This window comes from Micromonospora sp. NPDC000089 (assembly GCF_042899365.1).
Lineage (GTDB): Bacteria > Actinomycetota > Actinomycetes > Mycobacteriales > Micromonosporaceae > Micromonospora.
Window position 1 is genome coordinate 35,731 of record NZ_JBIAZT010000016.1, and the last position, 15,132, is coordinate 50,862.

General features: G+C 72.9%; 15 protein-coding genes and 3 tRNA genes. 8 read left to right on the forward strand and 10 right to left on the reverse strand.

Annotated features, from left to right (window positions below; all coding sequences use genetic code 11):
* The first annotated feature begins 1 nt into the window (after position 1).
* Positions 2–442 (forward strand): redox-sensitive transcriptional activator SoxR, encoded by a 441-nt coding sequence (gene soxR / locus ACFY3U_RS23565; protein ID WP_387205411.1) that lies wholly within the window; start codon positions 2–4, stop codon positions 440–442.
* Between the two features lie 205 nt (positions 443–647).
* On the opposite strand, the gene ACFY3U_RS23570 is transcribed toward soxR, so the two are convergent.
* Entirely contained in the window at positions 648–1,625 is a 978-nt protein-coding gene (locus ACFY3U_RS23570; RefSeq protein WP_387205413.1) for an NAD(P)H-quinone oxidoreductase, read from the reverse strand.
* Positions 1,626–1,826: 201 nt separating this feature from the next.
* Between ACFY3U_RS23570 and ACFY3U_RS23575 the strand changes: the two genes are divergently transcribed.
* A tRNA-Ser gene (locus ACFY3U_RS23575) sits at positions 1,827–1,913 on the forward strand.
* Between the two features lie 51 nt (positions 1,914–1,964).
* Here the strand turns inward: ACFY3U_RS23575 and ACFY3U_RS23580 are convergent.
* Genes ACFY3U_RS23580 through ACFY3U_RS23595 form a run of 4 tightly spaced genes read right to left on the reverse strand, consistent with a single transcriptional unit; the run spans position 1,965 to position 3,411 of the window.
* A complete protein-coding gene (locus tag ACFY3U_RS23580; protein WP_387205415.1) occupies positions 1,965–2,321 on the reverse strand; it encodes a DUF5615 family PIN-like protein in 357 nt (118 codons plus the stop codon).
* On the reverse strand, positions 2,318–2,767 hold the full coding sequence (locus tag ACFY3U_RS23585) for a hypothetical protein (RefSeq protein WP_387205416.1): 450 nt from the start codon (positions 2,765–2,767) through the stop codon (positions 2,318–2,320). Before ACFY3U_RS23585 ends, ACFY3U_RS23580 begins: the two co-directional genes overlap by 4 nt.
* An 18-nt stretch (positions 2,768–2,785) precedes the next feature.
* Complete coding sequence (locus ACFY3U_RS23590) at positions 2,786–3,160, reverse strand: type II toxin-antitoxin system VapC family toxin (RefSeq protein ID WP_387205418.1); 375 nt, start codon at positions 3,158–3,160, stop codon at positions 2,786–2,788.
* The gene (locus tag ACFY3U_RS23595) at positions 3,157–3,411 is read right to left on the reverse strand and encodes a type II toxin-antitoxin system Phd/YefM family antitoxin (protein ID WP_387205420.1); all 255 of its coding nucleotides are present in this window, start codon (positions 3,409–3,411) and stop codon (positions 3,157–3,159) included. Before ACFY3U_RS23595 ends, ACFY3U_RS23590 begins: the two co-directional genes overlap by 4 nt.
* A 165-nt stretch (positions 3,412–3,576) precedes the next feature.
* On the opposite strand from ACFY3U_RS23595, the gene ACFY3U_RS23600 reads away from it, so the two are divergent.
* Positions 3,577–4,110, forward strand: coding sequence for a YbhB/YbcL family Raf kinase inhibitor-like protein (locus ACFY3U_RS23600; protein WP_387205422.1), 534 nt, complete (start codon positions 3,577–3,579; stop codon positions 4,108–4,110).
* Positions 4,111–4,212: 102 nt separating this feature from the next.
* On the opposite strand, the gene ACFY3U_RS23605 is transcribed toward ACFY3U_RS23600, so the two are convergent.
* Positions 4,213–4,923 (reverse strand): class I SAM-dependent methyltransferase, encoded by a 711-nt coding sequence (locus ACFY3U_RS23605; RefSeq protein ID WP_387205424.1) that lies wholly within the window; start codon positions 4,921–4,923, stop codon positions 4,213–4,215.
* 210 nt (positions 4,924–5,133) lie between these two features.
* Between ACFY3U_RS23605 and ACFY3U_RS23610 the strand changes: the two genes are divergently transcribed.
* Complete coding sequence (locus tag ACFY3U_RS23610) at positions 5,134–6,984, forward strand: hypothetical protein (RefSeq protein ID WP_387205426.1); 1,851 nt, start codon at positions 5,134–5,136, stop codon at positions 6,982–6,984.
* Positions 6,985–6,991: 7 nt separating this feature from the next.
* On the opposite strand, the gene ACFY3U_RS23615 is transcribed toward ACFY3U_RS23610, so the two are convergent.
* Positions 6,992–7,708: a hypothetical protein gene (locus ACFY3U_RS23615; RefSeq protein ID WP_387205567.1), complete on the reverse strand. Its 717-nt coding sequence runs from the start codon at positions 7,706–7,708 to the stop codon at positions 6,992–6,994.
* Positions 7,709–8,048: 340 nt separating this feature from the next.
* On the opposite strand from ACFY3U_RS23615, the gene ACFY3U_RS23620 reads away from it, so the two are divergent.
* A complete protein-coding gene (locus tag ACFY3U_RS23620; protein ID WP_387205428.1) occupies positions 8,049–9,536 on the forward strand; it encodes a peptide deformylase in 1,488 nt (495 codons plus the stop codon).
* An 83-nt stretch (positions 9,537–9,619) separates the two neighbouring features.
* Here the strand turns inward: ACFY3U_RS23620 and ACFY3U_RS23625 are convergent, their stop codons facing one another.
* Positions 9,620–10,738: a globin domain-containing protein gene (locus ACFY3U_RS23625; RefSeq protein WP_387205429.1), complete on the reverse strand. Its 1,119-nt coding sequence runs from the start codon at positions 10,736–10,738 to the stop codon at positions 9,620–9,622.
* Between the two features lie 121 nt (positions 10,739–10,859).
* Here ACFY3U_RS23625 and ACFY3U_RS23630 point away from each other — a divergent pair, with 121 nt between their 5' ends.
* On the forward strand, positions 10,860–11,633 hold the full coding sequence (locus tag ACFY3U_RS23630) for a CPBP family intramembrane glutamic endopeptidase (RefSeq protein ID WP_387205431.1): 774 nt from the start codon (positions 10,860–10,862) through the stop codon (positions 11,631–11,633).
* Here the strand turns inward: ACFY3U_RS23630 and ACFY3U_RS23635 are convergent.
* Positions 11,620–12,252 carry a hypothetical protein gene (locus ACFY3U_RS23635; protein ID WP_387205433.1) on the reverse strand — a complete coding sequence of 211 codons (633 nt, stop codon included), beginning with the start codon at positions 12,250–12,252 and terminating at the stop codon, positions 11,620–11,622. The genes ACFY3U_RS23630 and ACFY3U_RS23635 overlap by 14 nt on opposite strands.
* 907 nt (positions 12,253–13,159) lie before the next feature.
* Here ACFY3U_RS23635 and ACFY3U_RS23640 point away from each other — a divergent pair.
* A tRNA-Ser gene (locus ACFY3U_RS23640) sits at positions 13,160–13,250 on the forward strand.
* Between the two features lie 35 nt (positions 13,251–13,285).
* Positions 13,286–13,358 (forward strand) — tRNA-Arg (locus tag ACFY3U_RS23645).
* Here ACFY3U_RS23645 and ACFY3U_RS23650 read toward each other — a convergent pair.
* Positions 13,324–14,502 carry a tyrosine-type recombinase/integrase gene (locus tag ACFY3U_RS23650; protein ID WP_387205435.1) on the reverse strand — a complete coding sequence of 393 codons (1,179 nt, stop codon included), beginning with the start codon at positions 14,500–14,502 and terminating at the stop codon, positions 13,324–13,326. The two genes, ACFY3U_RS23645 and ACFY3U_RS23650, sit on opposite strands and share 35 nt — an antisense overlap.
* Between the last annotated feature and the right edge of the window lie 630 nt (positions 14,503–15,132).

Here is a 15,132-nt window from a genome sequence, read left to right on the forward strand (position 1 = left end):
GATGCCCGAGTCGCTCACCATCGGCGAGCTCGCCGCCCGCAGCGGGGTGGCCCCCTCGGCGCTGCGCTACTACGAGCGGCTCGGCCTGGTCCGGGCCGAGCGCACCGGCGGCAACCAGCGCCGGTACGCCCGCTCCGAGCTGCGTCGGGTGGCGTTCATCCGGATCTCCCAGCAGGTCGGCATCTCGCTGGACGAGATCCGGGACGCGCTGGACTCGCTGCCCGCCGGCCGCACCCCGACCGCACAGGACTGGGCCGAGCTGTCCCGCACCTGGCGGGAACGGTTGGACGAGAAGATCCGGCTGCTCGGCAAGCTCCGCGACGACCTGGACAGCTGCATCGGCTGCGGCTGCCTGTCGCTGCAACGCTGCACGCTCTACAACGCGGACGACTCGCTCGCCGCCGAGGGCCCCGGCGCCCGCCTGGTGCTGCCCCGCCCGTGACCGCCCGGCTGCCCGGCTGCCGCGCCCCCGGCTGACCACCGGCCCCCGGCTGGCGGATCCTCCGCTGCCCTCGCCCCGACCCCGCTTCGACCCCGCTTCGACCCCGCTTCGTTGATCAAGAAGTTTGCGTCTGGATCCCCGCGAATTGTGACGCAAACCTCTTGATCAACGAGGCGGCGCGGGCACGGGCCGGGTGGCGGCGGGGTCAGCCGATCGTGAGCAGCACCTTGCCCAGGTGATCGCTCGACTCGACCAGCCGGTGCGCGGTGGCCGCGTCGGCGATCGGCACCCGCCGGTCCACGATCGGCCGCACCGCGCCCGACTCGACCAGCGGCCACACCTGCTCGCGTACGCCCCGGACGATCTCCGCCTTGTCGGCCCGCGGGCGAGACCGCAGCGCGGTGGCCGCCACCGTGCCCCGCTTGGCCAGCAGCGCGCCGAGATCCAGCTCGGCCTTGCGGCCGCCCTGCATGCCGATCACCACCAGCCGCCCCCCGTCGGCCAGCGCCGCCACGTTCCGGGCCAGGTAGGAGGCGCCCATGATGTCGAGCACCACGTCGGCGCCCCGGCCGTCGGTGACCCGGCGCACCTCCTCGACGAAATCCTGCTCCCGGTAGTCGATGGTGTGCGCCGCGCCCAGCTCGCGCAGCCGCTCGTGCTTCGCCGCCCGGGCGGTCACCACGACCATCGCGTCGAGCGCCGTGCCGAGCTGGACGGCGAAGGTGCCGATCCCGCTGCCGCCGCCGTGCACCAGCAGCGTCTCGCCCTCCGCCAGCCGACCCAGCCGCACCACGTTCGACCAGACCGTGCAGGCCACCTCGGGCAGCGCCGCCGCGTCGACCAGGTCCACGCCCGCCGGCACCGGCAGCAGCTGACCGGCCGGTACGACCACCCGCTCGGCGTACCCGCCGCCGGCCAGCAGCGCGCAGACCTCCTGGCCGACCGCCCAGCCGGTCACCTCGGGGCCGATCGCGCCGATCACCCCGGAGCACTCCAGCCCGAGGTACTCGGGCGCACCCGGCGGTGGCGGGTAGTGCCCCTGCCGCTGGAGCAGGTCCGCCCGGTTCACCCCGGCCGCCCGGACGTCGACCACCACCTCACCGGGGCCGGGCTCGGGGTCGGGCACCTCGGCCCAGACGAGTGCCTCGGGTCCACCGGGTTTCGGGATCGTGATCGCGCGCATGCCACCAGTCTTACCCGATCCGTCCCCCGGTTCACGCCCGGGCCGGCGGATCACCCGGATGGACCACAGTGGACCGCCCGAATCGGTGGCGAGCCTGATCACAGGGGTTCCGCCCACGAGACAGGGGTGGGGAGGCCGGTTCGCCGACGGGGCGGCCGTGGCAGACTAGGCAGCGGCCGGTCACCCTCGGGTGTCGGCTCGGGAGGGTTCGCCTAGTGGCCGATGGCGCTGGTCTTGAAAACCGGTAAGGCAGCGATGTCTTCGTGGGTTCGAATCCCACACCCTCCGCCCACCGGACACCAGATGCCGCCTGGCAGCAGGATGCGCGGTTCGTCTCGCTCAGCCGTCGCTGCCCAGCCAGGCCACGGCGTCGGGGGCCGGTAACCGCTTCCCGGCCAGCACCGCATCCAGAGCGGTCGCGATTCGCGCGAGCCCGCTCCGGGTGCGAGGAAAGCGGCGAGCCGAGACGAGGATCATGCCGGCGTGTGGGCTCAGGGCCGCGAGCCTCGCGAAGTCGCGGACGTTCCCGGTGACGACGCAGCGCTCGTGTCGGGTTGCCCAGGCCGGCACGTCCTCGTCGGAGCGGGAGGACAGACCGACTTCGACATCCAGGGCGGCCAGCACGTCGTGTCCCCGTTCGCGCAGTTGCCGGGCCAAACTTGGCGGATACATCTCGTCGAGCAGGACTCCGGTCATTCGCTGCGCCGCTTCAGCAGGCCCTGCTCCGCCTGCCAGAGCCGCTCCTCCCGCTCGGCCGCCTCGTGGTTGGCGCGAACCAGCTGGTCGATCTCGGCGGCGTAGGTCGCGTAGTACCGTAGCGCGGCGGCGATCTGTGCTCGACCGAGACCGGTGACGGCAGTCAGTTCGGATGCGAGTTCCTCCCCCTCCAGGTGCGGCGACTCGGCCTGCACCGCGTGCAGTGCGCCGATCACCTCCCAGATGTCGGGCCCACCGTTGAGTGCCGCACGGCGACCGGCGGGCCCGGAGCGGAAGATCACCCCGGGGTGCTCGTACGTCCGCAGCGACTCGTCGACGAACATGTTGGCCACCGACGAGGACGAGGAGCCGGGATGTTCCCGGACGTAGCGGTCGAGGCGGGCCAGGACCGCTTCGTCGAAGCGCACCGAGCGCGGACTACTCATGACTACAGTGTAGTCACGTCAGATCCGGAGGACGTCCACGTCGTAGAGCGCGATCGACGCGTCACGCGAGGCGAGCGTCAGGCCTTCGGTGATCGCCTGGGCCACCAGCATGCGGTCGAAGGGATCGCGGTGGTGCGGTGGCAGTCGACCGGCGGCGATGGCATGGGCGTGGGTCACCGGGAGCTCACGGAACCCCAGTTCCCGCACCCGCTCGGCGAGGTCGGGCGGTCCGCCGAGCTTCCCGGTGCTCTGTTTGATGGTGATCTCCCACAGGCTGACCGGGGAGAGGAAGATGTCCGGCTCGTGGCGTAGCCGGTCGAGGAAGACGGCGTCGAGGGTGGGGTCGCCGGCGATGGCCCACAGCACGACGTGGGTGTCGAGCAGCAGGGTCATGCGCCGATGCCGAAGTCGTCCGCGATCTCTGCGTTGGTCTGCGGCGAGTCCCAGTCACCCGACAGATCCAGCTGCCCGGCGAGAGAGCCGATCGCCGTGCGGTTGGTCCGCCGCACCAGCGGCACCACCTTGGCCACCGGGGTTCCCGCGCGGTCGATGATGATCTCTTCGCCGCGTTCGACCCGCTCGATGATGCGCGACAGGTGTGTCTTGGCGTCGTGCATGTTGTAGTGCGCTGCCTCCGCCGACACGGCACCGCCTCCTCACTTAGCTAACAGCTTAGTTCACTCCGCCGTGGTGTGGCGAGAGATTGGTGGCCCGCGGGCGCGCGCCACGGACGGCTTTCGGGTTCGGCCGGGTCGTTGCGCGGGGTAAGAACGAGGGCAGGACCTCACGTGTAACCGGAAGGACCCCCGATGAGCCTGGAACGACCGATCGCCCCGGACCCGTACGAGCTGCTGCCGACCGTGTCGGCGTTCAACCTGGCCAGCGACGACGTGCGCAACGGCGAGCCGATGGACGCGCGCCACGCGCACGGCAGCGCCGGCGGCGAGAACATCTCCCCCCAGCTGGCCTGGTCGGACTTCCCCGCGGAGACGAAGAGCTTCGTGGTGACCTGCTTCGACCCGGACGCCCCGACCGGCAGCGGCTTCTGGCACTGGGTGCTGGTCGACGTGCCCGCCTCGGTGACCGAGCTGCCGACCGGGGTCCGCGAGGCCGACCTCGGCGGCCCGTTCAGCATCCGCAACGACTACGGCGACACCGGCTACGGCGGTGCCGCCCCGCCGCCCGGTGACCGCCCGCACCGGTACGTATTCGCGGTGCACGCGCTGGACGTGGAACGGCTCGACGTGGGCAGGGACGCCACCCCCGCGTACGTCGGCTTCAACCTGGCTTTCCACACCCTGGCCCGGGCGGTCATCCGCCCGACGTACCAGATCAAGGAGTGACCCCCGCGCGCTGATCTCCCTGATTCACGGAAATAGTGGCCTCACCGACCGGGGAGGCCACTATTTCCGTGCAACAGCGCGGCCCGCGGGCCGCGCGAGGAGTCAGGACGGGACGCGGGCCACGGCGAAGACGGACTGGCCGAAGGGCGGGCGGACGCGCTGCTCGACGGCCTTGGTGGTGGGCAGCACGAGGGTGTCGTACACCTTGACCATCGGGCCCTCCTTCGGCATCAGCCGGAAGACCTTGGTGGCCATGAAGTAGCCGATCAGGCCGAGCGCGTTGGCGTAGTGCATGGTCTCGACCTCGAGGCCCGCGTCGGTCATCGCGGCGGTCAGCGACGCCCGGGTGTACCGGCGGACGTGGCCGGTGGCGATGTCCGCCGGGCCCATCGCGAACTGGAACGCCGGGACGATGATGATCACCTTGCCACCGGGCCGGACCAGGTCGCGCATGCTGCGCAGCGCGCCGACGTGGTCCTCGATGTGCTCCAGCACGTTGTACGACACGGCCGCGCTGTGGTTGCCGCCCCCCGGGTGCGGCAGCAGCATCTGGCGCACCTCGACGGTCGGCTCGTCGGCCAGTCGCTCCTTGAGCAGCACGAGTCGGTCGGGGTCGGCCTCGGTGGCGGTGAACCGGGGGACGTGTCGCGACCACGCCAGCGCGTAGTCGCCCAGCCCGCTGCCGATCTCGATGGGGTCGTCACCGAGGTGGGGCAGCGCCAGCTCGACGAACCACCTGCGGTGGTTGACCGCGGTGGCCAGGCCCTCCAGGACCTCTGCCTGGACGCGCTGGTCCCCAGTGATTTCTGCCATGCGTCGATTCCTCAGGGTGTGGCTGGACCAGCGCCGGGACCGAATTCGGCGTCATCCGCGCCAGGTGCAGGAAAACGGGGGAGCACCGTGGGGGCCGAATTGCGGTCGGGGGTGGCACGTGATCGGCGGTCGGCGAACCCGGGAGATATTACGGCAGTGCACCGAAACATGTCACCTCGGCGACTTAGGGTGGCTACTCTCTGAATTGCCATGACTACTCCCGATTCGGGCTCCGGAGCCGAGCGTCCCGACGTCGAGCGCCCCGGTGCTGCGGGTCGCGGAGACGCCGGGGCCGGTGCCGCTTCCCGGGCGCTCGGGCGGGCGGGGTGGCGGTGGGACCTGGCCGCGGTGCTCAGCTTCGTGGCGCTCGCGTTTTGGGTGACCGCGCGGTTCTGGCTGCATCCGGGTGACGGGGTGCGGGACAACACGTCGGACCAGTCGCAGTTCGAATGGATGATGGCGCACGGTGCCCGAGTGGTGACGCAATGGTGCTATCCGTTCACCACCGGTCAGATGAATGTGCCGGACGGCGTAAATCTCATGGCGAACACGTCCGTATTATCCATTTCAATCCCGCTGGCACCGGTCACGGTGCTTTTCGGCCCGCACTGGTCGTTCCTCATCTTTCTCACCGGTGGAATGGCGGCCACCGCGACCGCCTGGTATTTCCTGCTCTCCCGGGTGGTCACCGGCTCCCGGGGGCCGGCCTGGCTGGGCGCGGCCTTCTGCGCGTACGGCCCGGCGATGGTCTCGCACGCGAACGCCCACCCCAACATCGTGTCCCAGTTCGTGGTCCCGCTGATCGTCTGGCGGACGCTGCGGCTGACCGAGCCCGGCCGCTGGCTGCGCAACGGGCTGCTGCTCGGCCTGCTGGTCGTCTGGCAGGCCTTCCTCAACCTCGAGATCCTGCTGATGACCGCGATCGGGCTGGCCGTGGTCGTCGGCGCGCTCGCCCTCGGCCGGCCCGCACTGCGCCGGGGCGCCCGGCCGTTCCTCGCCGGGCTGGGCGTCGCCGCCGCGCTCGCCGCCGTGCTGCTGGCGTACCCGATCTACGTGCAGCTGTTCGGGCCCGGCTCCTACCAGGGCCTGTCCCAGCTGATCCGCGGCTACCGGACGGACCTGGCGGCGTTCGTCGCGTTCTCCCGCGAGTCGCTGGCCGGCGACGCCCGGGCGGCCAAGCCGCTGGCCAAGAACGCCACCGAGGAGAACTCGTTCTTCGGCTGGCCGCTGGTGATCCTGGTCGCCGCGCTGGTCTGGTGGCTGCGGCGGGACGCGCTGGTCCGTGGCCTGGCCGTGCTCGGCCTGCTCTTCGCGGTGCTCTCGCTGGGCCGGGAGGTCCGGTTCGACGGCCGGGACACCGGTGTGCCCGCGCCCTGGGCACTGCTGGAGAAGTTGCCGTTGCTGCACTCGGTGGTGCCCACCCGGTGGTCGCTGGCGATCACCCCGATCGTCGGCGTGCTCCTCGCGCTCGGCGCGGAACGGGCCCGGCGCGTCGCCCGCCGCTATCCGGCCGCCCGGTCGTCGATCCGGTTCGCCGCCGTCACCGCGCTGGCCATGGCCCTGGTGCCGGACCTGCCCACCCCGCTGCCGGCGACCCGGCTGGAGCCCACGCCCGCCTTCGTCACCTCGGGGGCCTGGCGGCCGTACGTCTCGGGCGGCCGCAGCGTGGTGGCCCTGCCGCTGCCCGACACCGACTACGCCGAGCCGCTGCGTTGGGCCGCCCGGACCCGCACCGAGATGCCGATCGCCCGGGGCTACTTCCTCGCGCCGGACACCCGCCCCCGGGCGCCCGAGCCGCGGGTGGCGCTCTTCACCGCGCCGCCCCGGCCGACCAGCAGCCTCCTCAAGGGCGTCGCGCGCACCGGGCAGGTCCCGCCGATCACCCCCCAGGACCGGGCCGCGGCCGTCGACGACCTGCGCTACTGGCGGGCCGGGGTGGTGGTGCTCGCGCCGCAGCGCAACGCGGACGCGCTGCGCCGGGTGGCGACCGAGCTGACGGGAATCGCGCCGACACAGGCCGGCGGGGTGTGGATCTGGGACGTGCGGCCGCTGACCGGCTGACCGGACGTCAGCGGACGCAGCAGCCCTGGCAGACCTTCGGCCGGGGCAGGGTGAAGGCCAGACAGCAGGTGCGCCGCTGCACAGTCGGCTCGCCCGTCGAGCCCGGCACCAGCTCCACCAGGTCGGTCAGGTCGAGCGCGTCGAGCAGCGTGGTGATGGCGACCGTGGAGGAACCGGGCAGCACGTCCGCCGCGCGCAGGATGCCGTGCGCGATGCCGGAGGCCACCGAGCCGAGCAGCGTACGGGCGCCGACCCGGACCTCGGCCTGGATCGCCGCGATCACCGGGTCGAGGTGGGCGTCGCGCAGCGAGGCGCGCAGTGCCCGGAGCAGCTCCGTCTCGTCGGCGACGACGACGATCCCGGGCGCGCCGGTGAGCGCCAGCGGGTCGCCGGGCAGCACCGCCACCCGGGTGTCGCGGCGCAGGCCCATGGTGAGCAGCTGGCGGTGGTCCTCGAAGTGGATCAGCACGTCCGCCGGGTCGAGCAGTGGCACCCGCCGGGCGGACGCCCAGCCGAGCACCACCGGCAGGGCCGTCCAGTAGCTGTAGGACTTCCAGGCCAGCGCGGCGCAGGCGTGCGGGGTGCCGCCCCAGCGGCGGGTGGCCGCGCGGAGGAAGTCGGGCAGCCGGCTGCCGTCGACCAGCGCGGTCGCCGAGCTCCAGCCGGCCTCGTCGGCCACCACCAGGCCGGGTGCCAGCCCGGGCAGCTCGTCGGTGCCGAACATGGCCCGCAGGGTCGCGGTCACCGGGGCGAGCGCGGTCGCGAGGTCGTCCCTCGGCAGCACCGCTGTCACCTGGCCATCCCCTTCGTCGGCGCCCTGTCCTGAAGCTAAGGCTAGCCTAACCAGAGTTGCCGTCCCAGGGGAAGTCCCGCCGAGGGCGGATCGAGAGGCCCGGGTCACTCCACCGGCGTCGTCGGCGGCGGACCGGCCCGGGCTCCGCGTACTACCCGGGGGGTGACCGGGGAAACGCGCGCTGTCAAGACAGGTGTCGGCAAGGCGGCAGTTGGCTTCGGGCGATCCGGCGGAACGTGAAGACTTGTCCCCCCGGCCCCTGAGGAAACCGATGACCACCTCCCCGCTGGAGCGGGCCGCAGAGTCCTTCGCCGCCGAGCTCGCCCGGCACCGGACGGGACGGGGGCTCTCCAAGAAGCAGCTCGCCGCGCTGATGGGCTTCGACCCGTCGTACGTCAGCCACGTCGAGGGCCGCCGGCACCGACCCACCGAGGACTTCGCCCGCCGGGCCGAGGCGGTGCTGGACGCCGCCGGGGCCATCTGGCAGCGCTTCCGGGAGTACGACCAGATCCGCCAGGGCCGCGCCGCGCCCGGCCCCCGCGTACCGGCGCCCACCGGGCAGTGGCTGCCGCCCGGCACCGGCCTGCTGGTCGAGCGGGAGACCGCCGTGCTCACCCTGGTCGACGACGTCTACCGCTGCGTGGTGCGCCGGCAGCTGTGGAACGCCGGCACCGAGCCGGTCACCCGCTACCTCGTCCGGGTCGCCGTCGACCGCTGGCCGGACGACCCGGGCCGGTCCAACCGGCACCACCGGGAACATCCGCTCACCATCGCCGAGCTGCGGTTCCAGGCGTTCCGCGAGGACGGCGGCGACCGGGAGGCGATGCACTGGCGGGTCCGGCACGACCGGGACGCGTACAAGGAGATCTGGCTGCTGTTCGCCAACGACGGCGGCCCGTTCCCGCTGCACCCCGGCGAGCGGGCCGAGGTCGAGTACGCCTACCAGGTCGGGCCGGAGAAGTGGGGGCCCTGGTTCCAGCGGGCCGTCCGGCTGCCCACCCGACGGCTGGCGGTGCGGCTCGACCTGCCGGCCGCGCTCGAACCCCGGGTGTGGGGGGTGGAGACCTCGCTGTCGGCCGACGAGGGCCCGCTGCGTACGCCGGTCCGCCGGCACGACCGCGACGACCGGGCGGTCTTCGACTGGTCGACCGAGGCCCCGCCGCTGAACACCCGCTATCGCCTGCAGTGGCGGTTCCGCCGGGAGCCCGTCGAACAGCCCCGGCCGCCGGCCACCGACCCGCTGCGCGCCCTCGGGGTGCTGCCCGACGACCCCGCCCGGCCCGGCCGCCCCGCCCGGCCGCTCGACCTGCCGCGCGAGGCGCCCACCGCCCGGGAGGCGGCCGACCGGCTGACCGCGGTGCTCGACCGGGTCGACGAGCTGCGCCCGTTCCACGCCGGCCTCGGCCTCGCCGCGCCACAGCTCGGGCTCGACGTCGCCGCCGCCGTGATCCGGCCGGCCGACCGGTCCGCCCCGCCGGTGGTGCTGCTCAACCCGCGGATCGTCGACGCCAGCGTGGAGGTCGACGAGCAGTACGAGGGCTGCCTGTCGCTGGCCGGCCGGCGCGGGCTGGTGTCCCGGCCGCTGCGGATCGACGTGGAACACGCCCACTCCGACGGCAGCCGGGTCATCACCTCGTTCGCGTACGGGATGGCCCGGCTGGTCGCCCACGAGATCGACCACCTGGCGGGCCGGCGACTCACCGACCTGATGCCGCCCGGGGTGCCCCTGGTGCCGGTCGAGGAGTACCCGACCGGCTGACCGGAAGGGTCGCTCGCGGCGGGGAACCGGGTCGCGTGCCCCAGGGGGCAGGGGCACGCGACCCGGTCGGGGGGAGGAACGCTCTACAGGTTGCCGAACGTGTCGTAGCGGATGTGCGCCGGCGGGACCTCGTCCTCGGCCAGCGCCCGCAGGGTGGCCCGGACCATCGGCGCCGAGCCCGAGACGAAGCAGTCGTGCGTGGTCCACGGGCCATACCGGGTGACCACCTCGGAGACGTTCCCCTGCTCGCCGTCGAAGTCCGGGTCGTCGCTGCACGTCGGAGTGACCGACAGCCACGGGTGCGCGGCCACCAGCTCGGTCAGGCCGGCGAGCCCGTACAGGTCGTCGGCGTGCCGGGCGCCGTAGAAGACGTGCACCCAGCGGGTCCGGTTCCAGGTGGTCAGCTCCTCCACCAGCGCCTTGATCGGCGCCAGGCCCACCCCGCCGGCCACGCAGAGGATGTCCCGCTCCGAGTCGTGGTCCACCGTCATCGAGCCCATCGGCGCGGCCACCCGGATCAGGTCGCCCGGCCTGGTCCGCCGGACCAGCGCGCCGGACACCCAACCCGCTCCGGCGGGCGTACGGACGTGGAACTCCAGCACGTTGTCGTCGTTCGGGGCGTTCGCCACCGAGTACGTCCGCCACACCCGCGGGTGGTGTCGGGGCACCTCCAGGCTGACGTACTGGCCGGCCTTCCAGGGCAGCGGGTGCTGCAGCGCGCGGACGGTCAGCACGGCGGTGTGCGGCCCGTGCCGCTCGTGGGTGAGCACCTCCGCGTGCCAGTACGGTGGGTTCTCGTCCGCCTCCGCCCCGGCCAGCATGGTGGCGGTGATCGCCGCGTACGCGTCCCGCCAGGCCTGGTCGTACTCCAGGTTCCAGCCGTCCCCGGCGGTGCTGCGCAGCGCGTCCAGCAGCGCCACCCCCATGGTCGCGTAGTGCGCCCCCTCGACGTGGTACTTGCGGTGGTCCCGGCCCAGCGAGCGCAGGTACTCCCCGAAGCTCTCCGGGTCGTCGACGACCTGGGTGGCGGTGACGATCGCGTCCAGGATCCGGTCACCCTGCCCGGTCATCTGCACCGGGAACAGCTGCCGCAGGGCCGGGTCGAGGAGGAACAGCCGGGCGTAGAAGTGGCCGCTGAGCCGCTCCCGGTCCTCCTCGACCAGGGCCCAGCTCTCCTTCAGCAGGCGTGCGAGATCGTCCACGGGGTGCTCCTTCTCCAGGCGACGGATCGGGCCCCGATAGAATGTCCACGCAGCGTGCCCACCGGTCGCACAGACTGTGCGACCGTTCCCGTCGACCCGACCGGTGCGGCAGAGTGGTGCGGTGACCGTCGACGAGCTCACCCGCCCGGTGTCCCGCCGGGTCCTCGGCACCGAGACCCTGCTGGTGCTCGGCCTGTCGCTCGGCCGGTCGGCCGTGTACGCCGTGGTCTCGATCATCGCGAAGCTGACCGCCGAGGGGCCGCTGTCGAAGCAGACCGCCTCGCTGAACACCTCGCAGTCCGCCCGGCCCTGGCTGGACCTGACGTACCAGCTGCTCGGCATCGTGTTCGCACTGCTGCCGGTGCTGCTCGCCGTACACCTGCTGGCGCGGGACCCGGGTGATCCGGCCCGTACCCTCGGTGTCGACCTGCGCCGGCCCGGGTCGGACCTGGCCCGCGGCGCGGGCCTGGCGGCGCTGATCGGCCTGCCCGGCCTGGCCCTGTTCTGGGTCGCCGCCCAGCTCGGGGTGAACGCCACCCTGGTGCCGGCCGGCCTGCCCGACCTGTGGTGGGCGGTGCCGGTGCTGATCCTCGCCGCCGTGCAGAACGCGGTGCTGGAGGAGGTGATCGTGGTCGGCTACCTGGTCACCCGGCTGCGCCAGCTGCGCTGGCGGCTCGTCGCGATCATCGCGGCCAGCGCGCTGCTGCGCGGCTCGTACCACCTCTACCAGGGCTTCGGCGCGTTCGTCGGCAACGCCGTGATGGGCGTCGTGTTCAGCCTGTTCTACCTGCGCACCAAGCGGGTGATGCCGCTGATCGTGGCGCACACAGTGCTCGACGTGGTCGCCTTCGTCGGCTACTCGCTGCTGCCGAAGTCCTGGTTCAGCTGGCTCTGACGACGGGTCGGCGGGCCGGGACCGGCCGGTAGGCGGCGGTCGCCCGGGCCGCCAGCCGTTGCGCCGCCGCCGCGTCGCCGGCCGCCGTGGCCAGCACCGCGGCCCCGGGCAACAGCCGGGACGCCAGCCGCAGGATCGCCCACCCTCCGGCCTGCCCGGCCAGCGGCGCGGCGAGCCGGCGGGCCGCCTCCGGCCAGGGCCGGTCCGCCGGGCCGTCGGCCGCCCAGGCCAGGTCAAGTGCCGTGCGGGCGCTCGCCGCGTCCGGGTGCACCTGGGTGAGCACCAGCAGCTCCACCGCCCGGTCGGGATGCGTCGGGTCGACGTCGTACGCCGCGGCCAGGTGCAGCACCAGCGCCGCCTGCGTCCACAGCACCGCCGCCAGCTCGGCCACCGGCGCGAAGAGGCCGGCCACCGCCGCGGCGGCGCCGCCCGCGCCGGCCGCCCGCACGTACCGCCGGGTGGCCAGCCGGGCCACCCCGTCGGCGCCGGCATCCGGGTACGCCGTCCGCAGCCCGCGCGCCCACTCGGCCGCCCGCGGCCCGACCCCGGCGACGGCGGCCAGGGCGAGCAGCTCCGGCGCGAGGCCCGGGTGGGCCAGCAGCCGGGTCCGCAGCTCCACCAACCCCGGTTCCCGGGTACGCCCCGACGTGGCCCCGACCGCCGGCCCAGGCTCCTCGGGTGAGAGCTCCGGACGGCGTACGACGGCCGACTCCACGACCTCGGCCGACGGCGTGGCCGTCGCGGCGGGCGTGTTACGGGCGGCGGCCTTTCGGGGGGCGGCCTTTCGCGGAGCGGCCTTCAGCGGGGTGGCCCTGTCGTCGGAGGCCGGTGGCGTCACCTCCGCCGTCGCCGCTACTGGTGGCGGCGGTGGAAGGTCGCCAGCGGGTTTCCTCGTCGGCGCTGACTTCTTGGCCGGCACTGCCTTGGTCCGCGCCGCCTTGACCGGCGCCGCTCGCTTGGTCGGCGCTGCCGTGGCAGGTCCCTCCGCGGTCGGCGGCGCATTCTTCGCGGGCGTGGCCTTCCGGGCCGGTGCGGCACGGCGCGCCCTCGGCGTATCCCGTCCGGGCCCGGAATCGACGGCCGCACCGGTCTCGACGGGCTTGTCGGGGTCCGTCTGGTCGGCGGGGACGGTGCCGGCGTCCGGCGTACCGCTGGAGGCCGACCCGGTCGGGCGGCGGGGCGGGGTCTCGTCGTCGGCGGTGGGCGGCTGGAACAGCACCGCGGGGGCGGTCTTCGCCGATCGGGTCCGGCCGCCGGTCGCGGGATCGTCGGCGGGTGGTGCCGCCCTGCGCGGGGCCGGCGGCGGCGTGAAGGAGGCCCTGGGGGACCGGCCACGTGCCTGCTCGCGGGCGGCGCGACGGGGTGGATCGCTCGGCGGCTGCTCCTCCATGTCGATGAAGCGTAGTCGCGAACGTGACGCCGCACACGATGGCGACACGCGGCGCCCGAGCGGCCGGTGGTAGTCGCTTTGCCCCCGGTGGGGGCCGACCTGTATCCTCGTCCGCGGTGGTCCCCAGGGTCACCAGGGAGACTTCGCCTAGTCTGGTCTATGGCGCCGCACTGCTAATGCGGTTGGGGTTTTAAAGCCCCTCCCGGGTTCGAATCCCGGAGTCTCCGCGCGAAAGTCGGTCGTGTAGGCTGGCTGAGCACGAGCGCCCGTAGCTCAATGGATAGAGCATCTGACTACGGATCAGAAGGTTAGGGGTTCGAGTCCCTTCGGGCGCACAAGATCATGAGGGGCCTGGGCTGCGGAGACGCGGTTCGGGCCCTTTCTGCTGTCTGGCCTGCGTGGACGGTGGGTGTCACGTGGGTGCGACGTGGGTGCGGGCCCGAAAACGGCGTCGTCGCGGGTCGACCGGGTCGTGAACTGCGGCTTCACAGCCAGCTGGTACTTCGCCGGGGTCGGAGCACCTGTTTTCGGTTTCGTCGGCGCCGGGGTGCCGGTTCTGGGGCCGCGGTCGGGCCGGTTCTTGCGGGCGCTGGCTTTGATCTTCTTCCGGGTGCGGCGGGCGGCGTTGAGGACCAGTTGGGCGGTGGCGTCGGCGCAACGGCGCTGGATCTGCGGTAGGACGCTGGTGTAGGTGTCGGCGGTGACCACGATGCTGGAGTGCCCGAGGAGGTCCTGCAGCGTTCTGAGGTCGGCGCCGGCTTCGTGGGCCAGCGAGGCGGCGCCGTGGCGCAGGTCGTGCAGCCGTACCGGGGGCAACCCGGCCCGGCGGACGAGGATCCGGAACCGGGTAGTGGCGTAGTTCGGGTTGATCGGCTTGCCGTCTGAGCGGGTGAACACGTATCCGCTGTCGGTCCGCGGCGTGCCGTTCTCTGCCGCCTCCGCCTTGCGGTCTTGCTCGTGGCGGCGGTGCACGCGCAGGATCTGCACGCTGCGTTTGTCGAGGGCGACCGACCGCCGCCCGGCCGGGGTCTTCGGTTGGCCTTCGACGATCTGGTAGCCGGCGGTGGTGCGATTGCGTTCGATGGTCAGGATGCCACGGTCGAGATCGATGTCGTACCACCGCAGCCCGCACAGCTCGCCACGGCGCAGGCCGCGTAGCCCGGCGAGCCACCAGAGGGCGAACAGGGGGTCGTCGTTGACGGCGCTGAGGAACTCGGCGAGGTGGTCGGCGGTCCAGACCGCCACGGCCGGCCGGGCGCCAGTCTGTTCCCAGGACTCGACGCGGGCGTCGGTCCACACGGTGGCGTGGGGTTGCTGGTAGCCGGTGATCTCGATGTGTCGGGCCGGGTTGCAGTCGAGGATTCCTTCCTTGACGGCGAGGTTGAGGGCGGCGCGCAGGGTGGTGCGCAGGTGGTGCATCGCGGAGGCGGACTGCGGGCGGCCCTTGCTGTTTCTCGTCGCCGCGATCTTGGCGAACACGGTGCGCAGGAGCGGGGCGTCGAGGTCGCCCAGGCGGTAGCGGCCGAGCTGCGGGATGAGAACGGTGTCAACGTCGCGGGTGTAGTGGAAGCGGGTGGTGGGTCGGATCTTCGTGCGGTTGTCGAGCCAGTGTCGCAGCCACCGCTCGACCGTCCAGCCCTGTGCCGTCCGGTCCGCAGCGGTCGTGGTCAGCCATCCGTCGCGGGCACGGCGGGCGGCGACCTGCGAGGGGTAGCCGCCGCGACGGACCCGTTCTTTGCGGCCGATGAGGTTGGTCGCCGAGCAGTGGAAGTACCAGGTGCCGTGGCCACGTTCGCCCAGTCGGGGGCAGGACTGCTCCAATCGCCGCCGCTGGTCGTCGCGGCACCCGCACCGTTTGAAGATCACACCTGAGGCCGTCATGAGCGTCCCCTTCTGAAGGAGTCACCTGTTGCATCGACGTTGCCCGACCTACGGGTACGGGAACTTCTCTCGACGCTCGCCACCCGTGACTTCCGGACATCCGCACACTTGCCCAACGAGAACCATGCAACTCTCGTCGGCGGCCGAGGCTCAGGCAGTGGGTAGGGGCCAGTCTGGCCAGGTCGCTCCAGTTGGTGTCACGGGACACTCATGGGCGACGGTGACCGG

Excerpts from the sequence above, each read along its gene's own strand:
- soxR (WP_387205411.1), top strand. The coding sequence starts at position 2 with ATGCCCGAGTCGCTCACCATCGGCGAGCTCGCCGCCCGCAGCGGGGTG.
- ACFY3U_RS23570 (WP_387205413.1), bottom strand. The coding sequence starts at position 1,625 with ATGCGCGCGATCACGATCCCGAAACCCGGTGGACCCGAGGCACTCGTC.
- ACFY3U_RS23580 (WP_387205415.1), bottom strand. The coding sequence starts at position 2,321 with ATGACCGGAGTCCTGCTCGACGAGATGTATCCGCCAAGTTTGGCCCGG.
- ACFY3U_RS23585 (WP_387205416.1), bottom strand. The coding sequence starts at position 2,767 with ATGAGTAGTCCGCGCTCGGTGCGCTTCGACGAAGCGGTCCTGGCCCGC.
- ACFY3U_RS23590 (WP_387205418.1), bottom strand. The coding sequence starts at position 3,160 with ATGACCCTGCTGCTCGACACCCACGTCGTGCTGTGGGCCATCGCCGGC.
- ACFY3U_RS23600 (WP_387205422.1), top strand. The coding sequence starts at position 3,577 with ATGAGCCTGGAACGACCGATCGCCCCGGACCCGTACGAGCTGCTGCCG.
- ACFY3U_RS23605 (WP_387205424.1), bottom strand. The coding sequence starts at position 4,923 with ATGGCAGAAATCACTGGGGACCAGCGCGTCCAGGCAGAGGTCCTGGAG.
- ACFY3U_RS23610 (WP_387205426.1), top strand. The coding sequence starts at position 5,134 with ATGACTACTCCCGATTCGGGCTCCGGAGCCGAGCGTCCCGACGTCGAG.
- ACFY3U_RS23615 (WP_387205567.1), bottom strand. The coding sequence starts at position 7,708 with ATGTTCGGCACCGACGAGCTGCCCGGGCTGGCACCCGGCCTGGTGGTG.
- ACFY3U_RS23620 (WP_387205428.1), top strand. The coding sequence starts at position 8,049 with ATGACCACCTCCCCGCTGGAGCGGGCCGCAGAGTCCTTCGCCGCCGAG.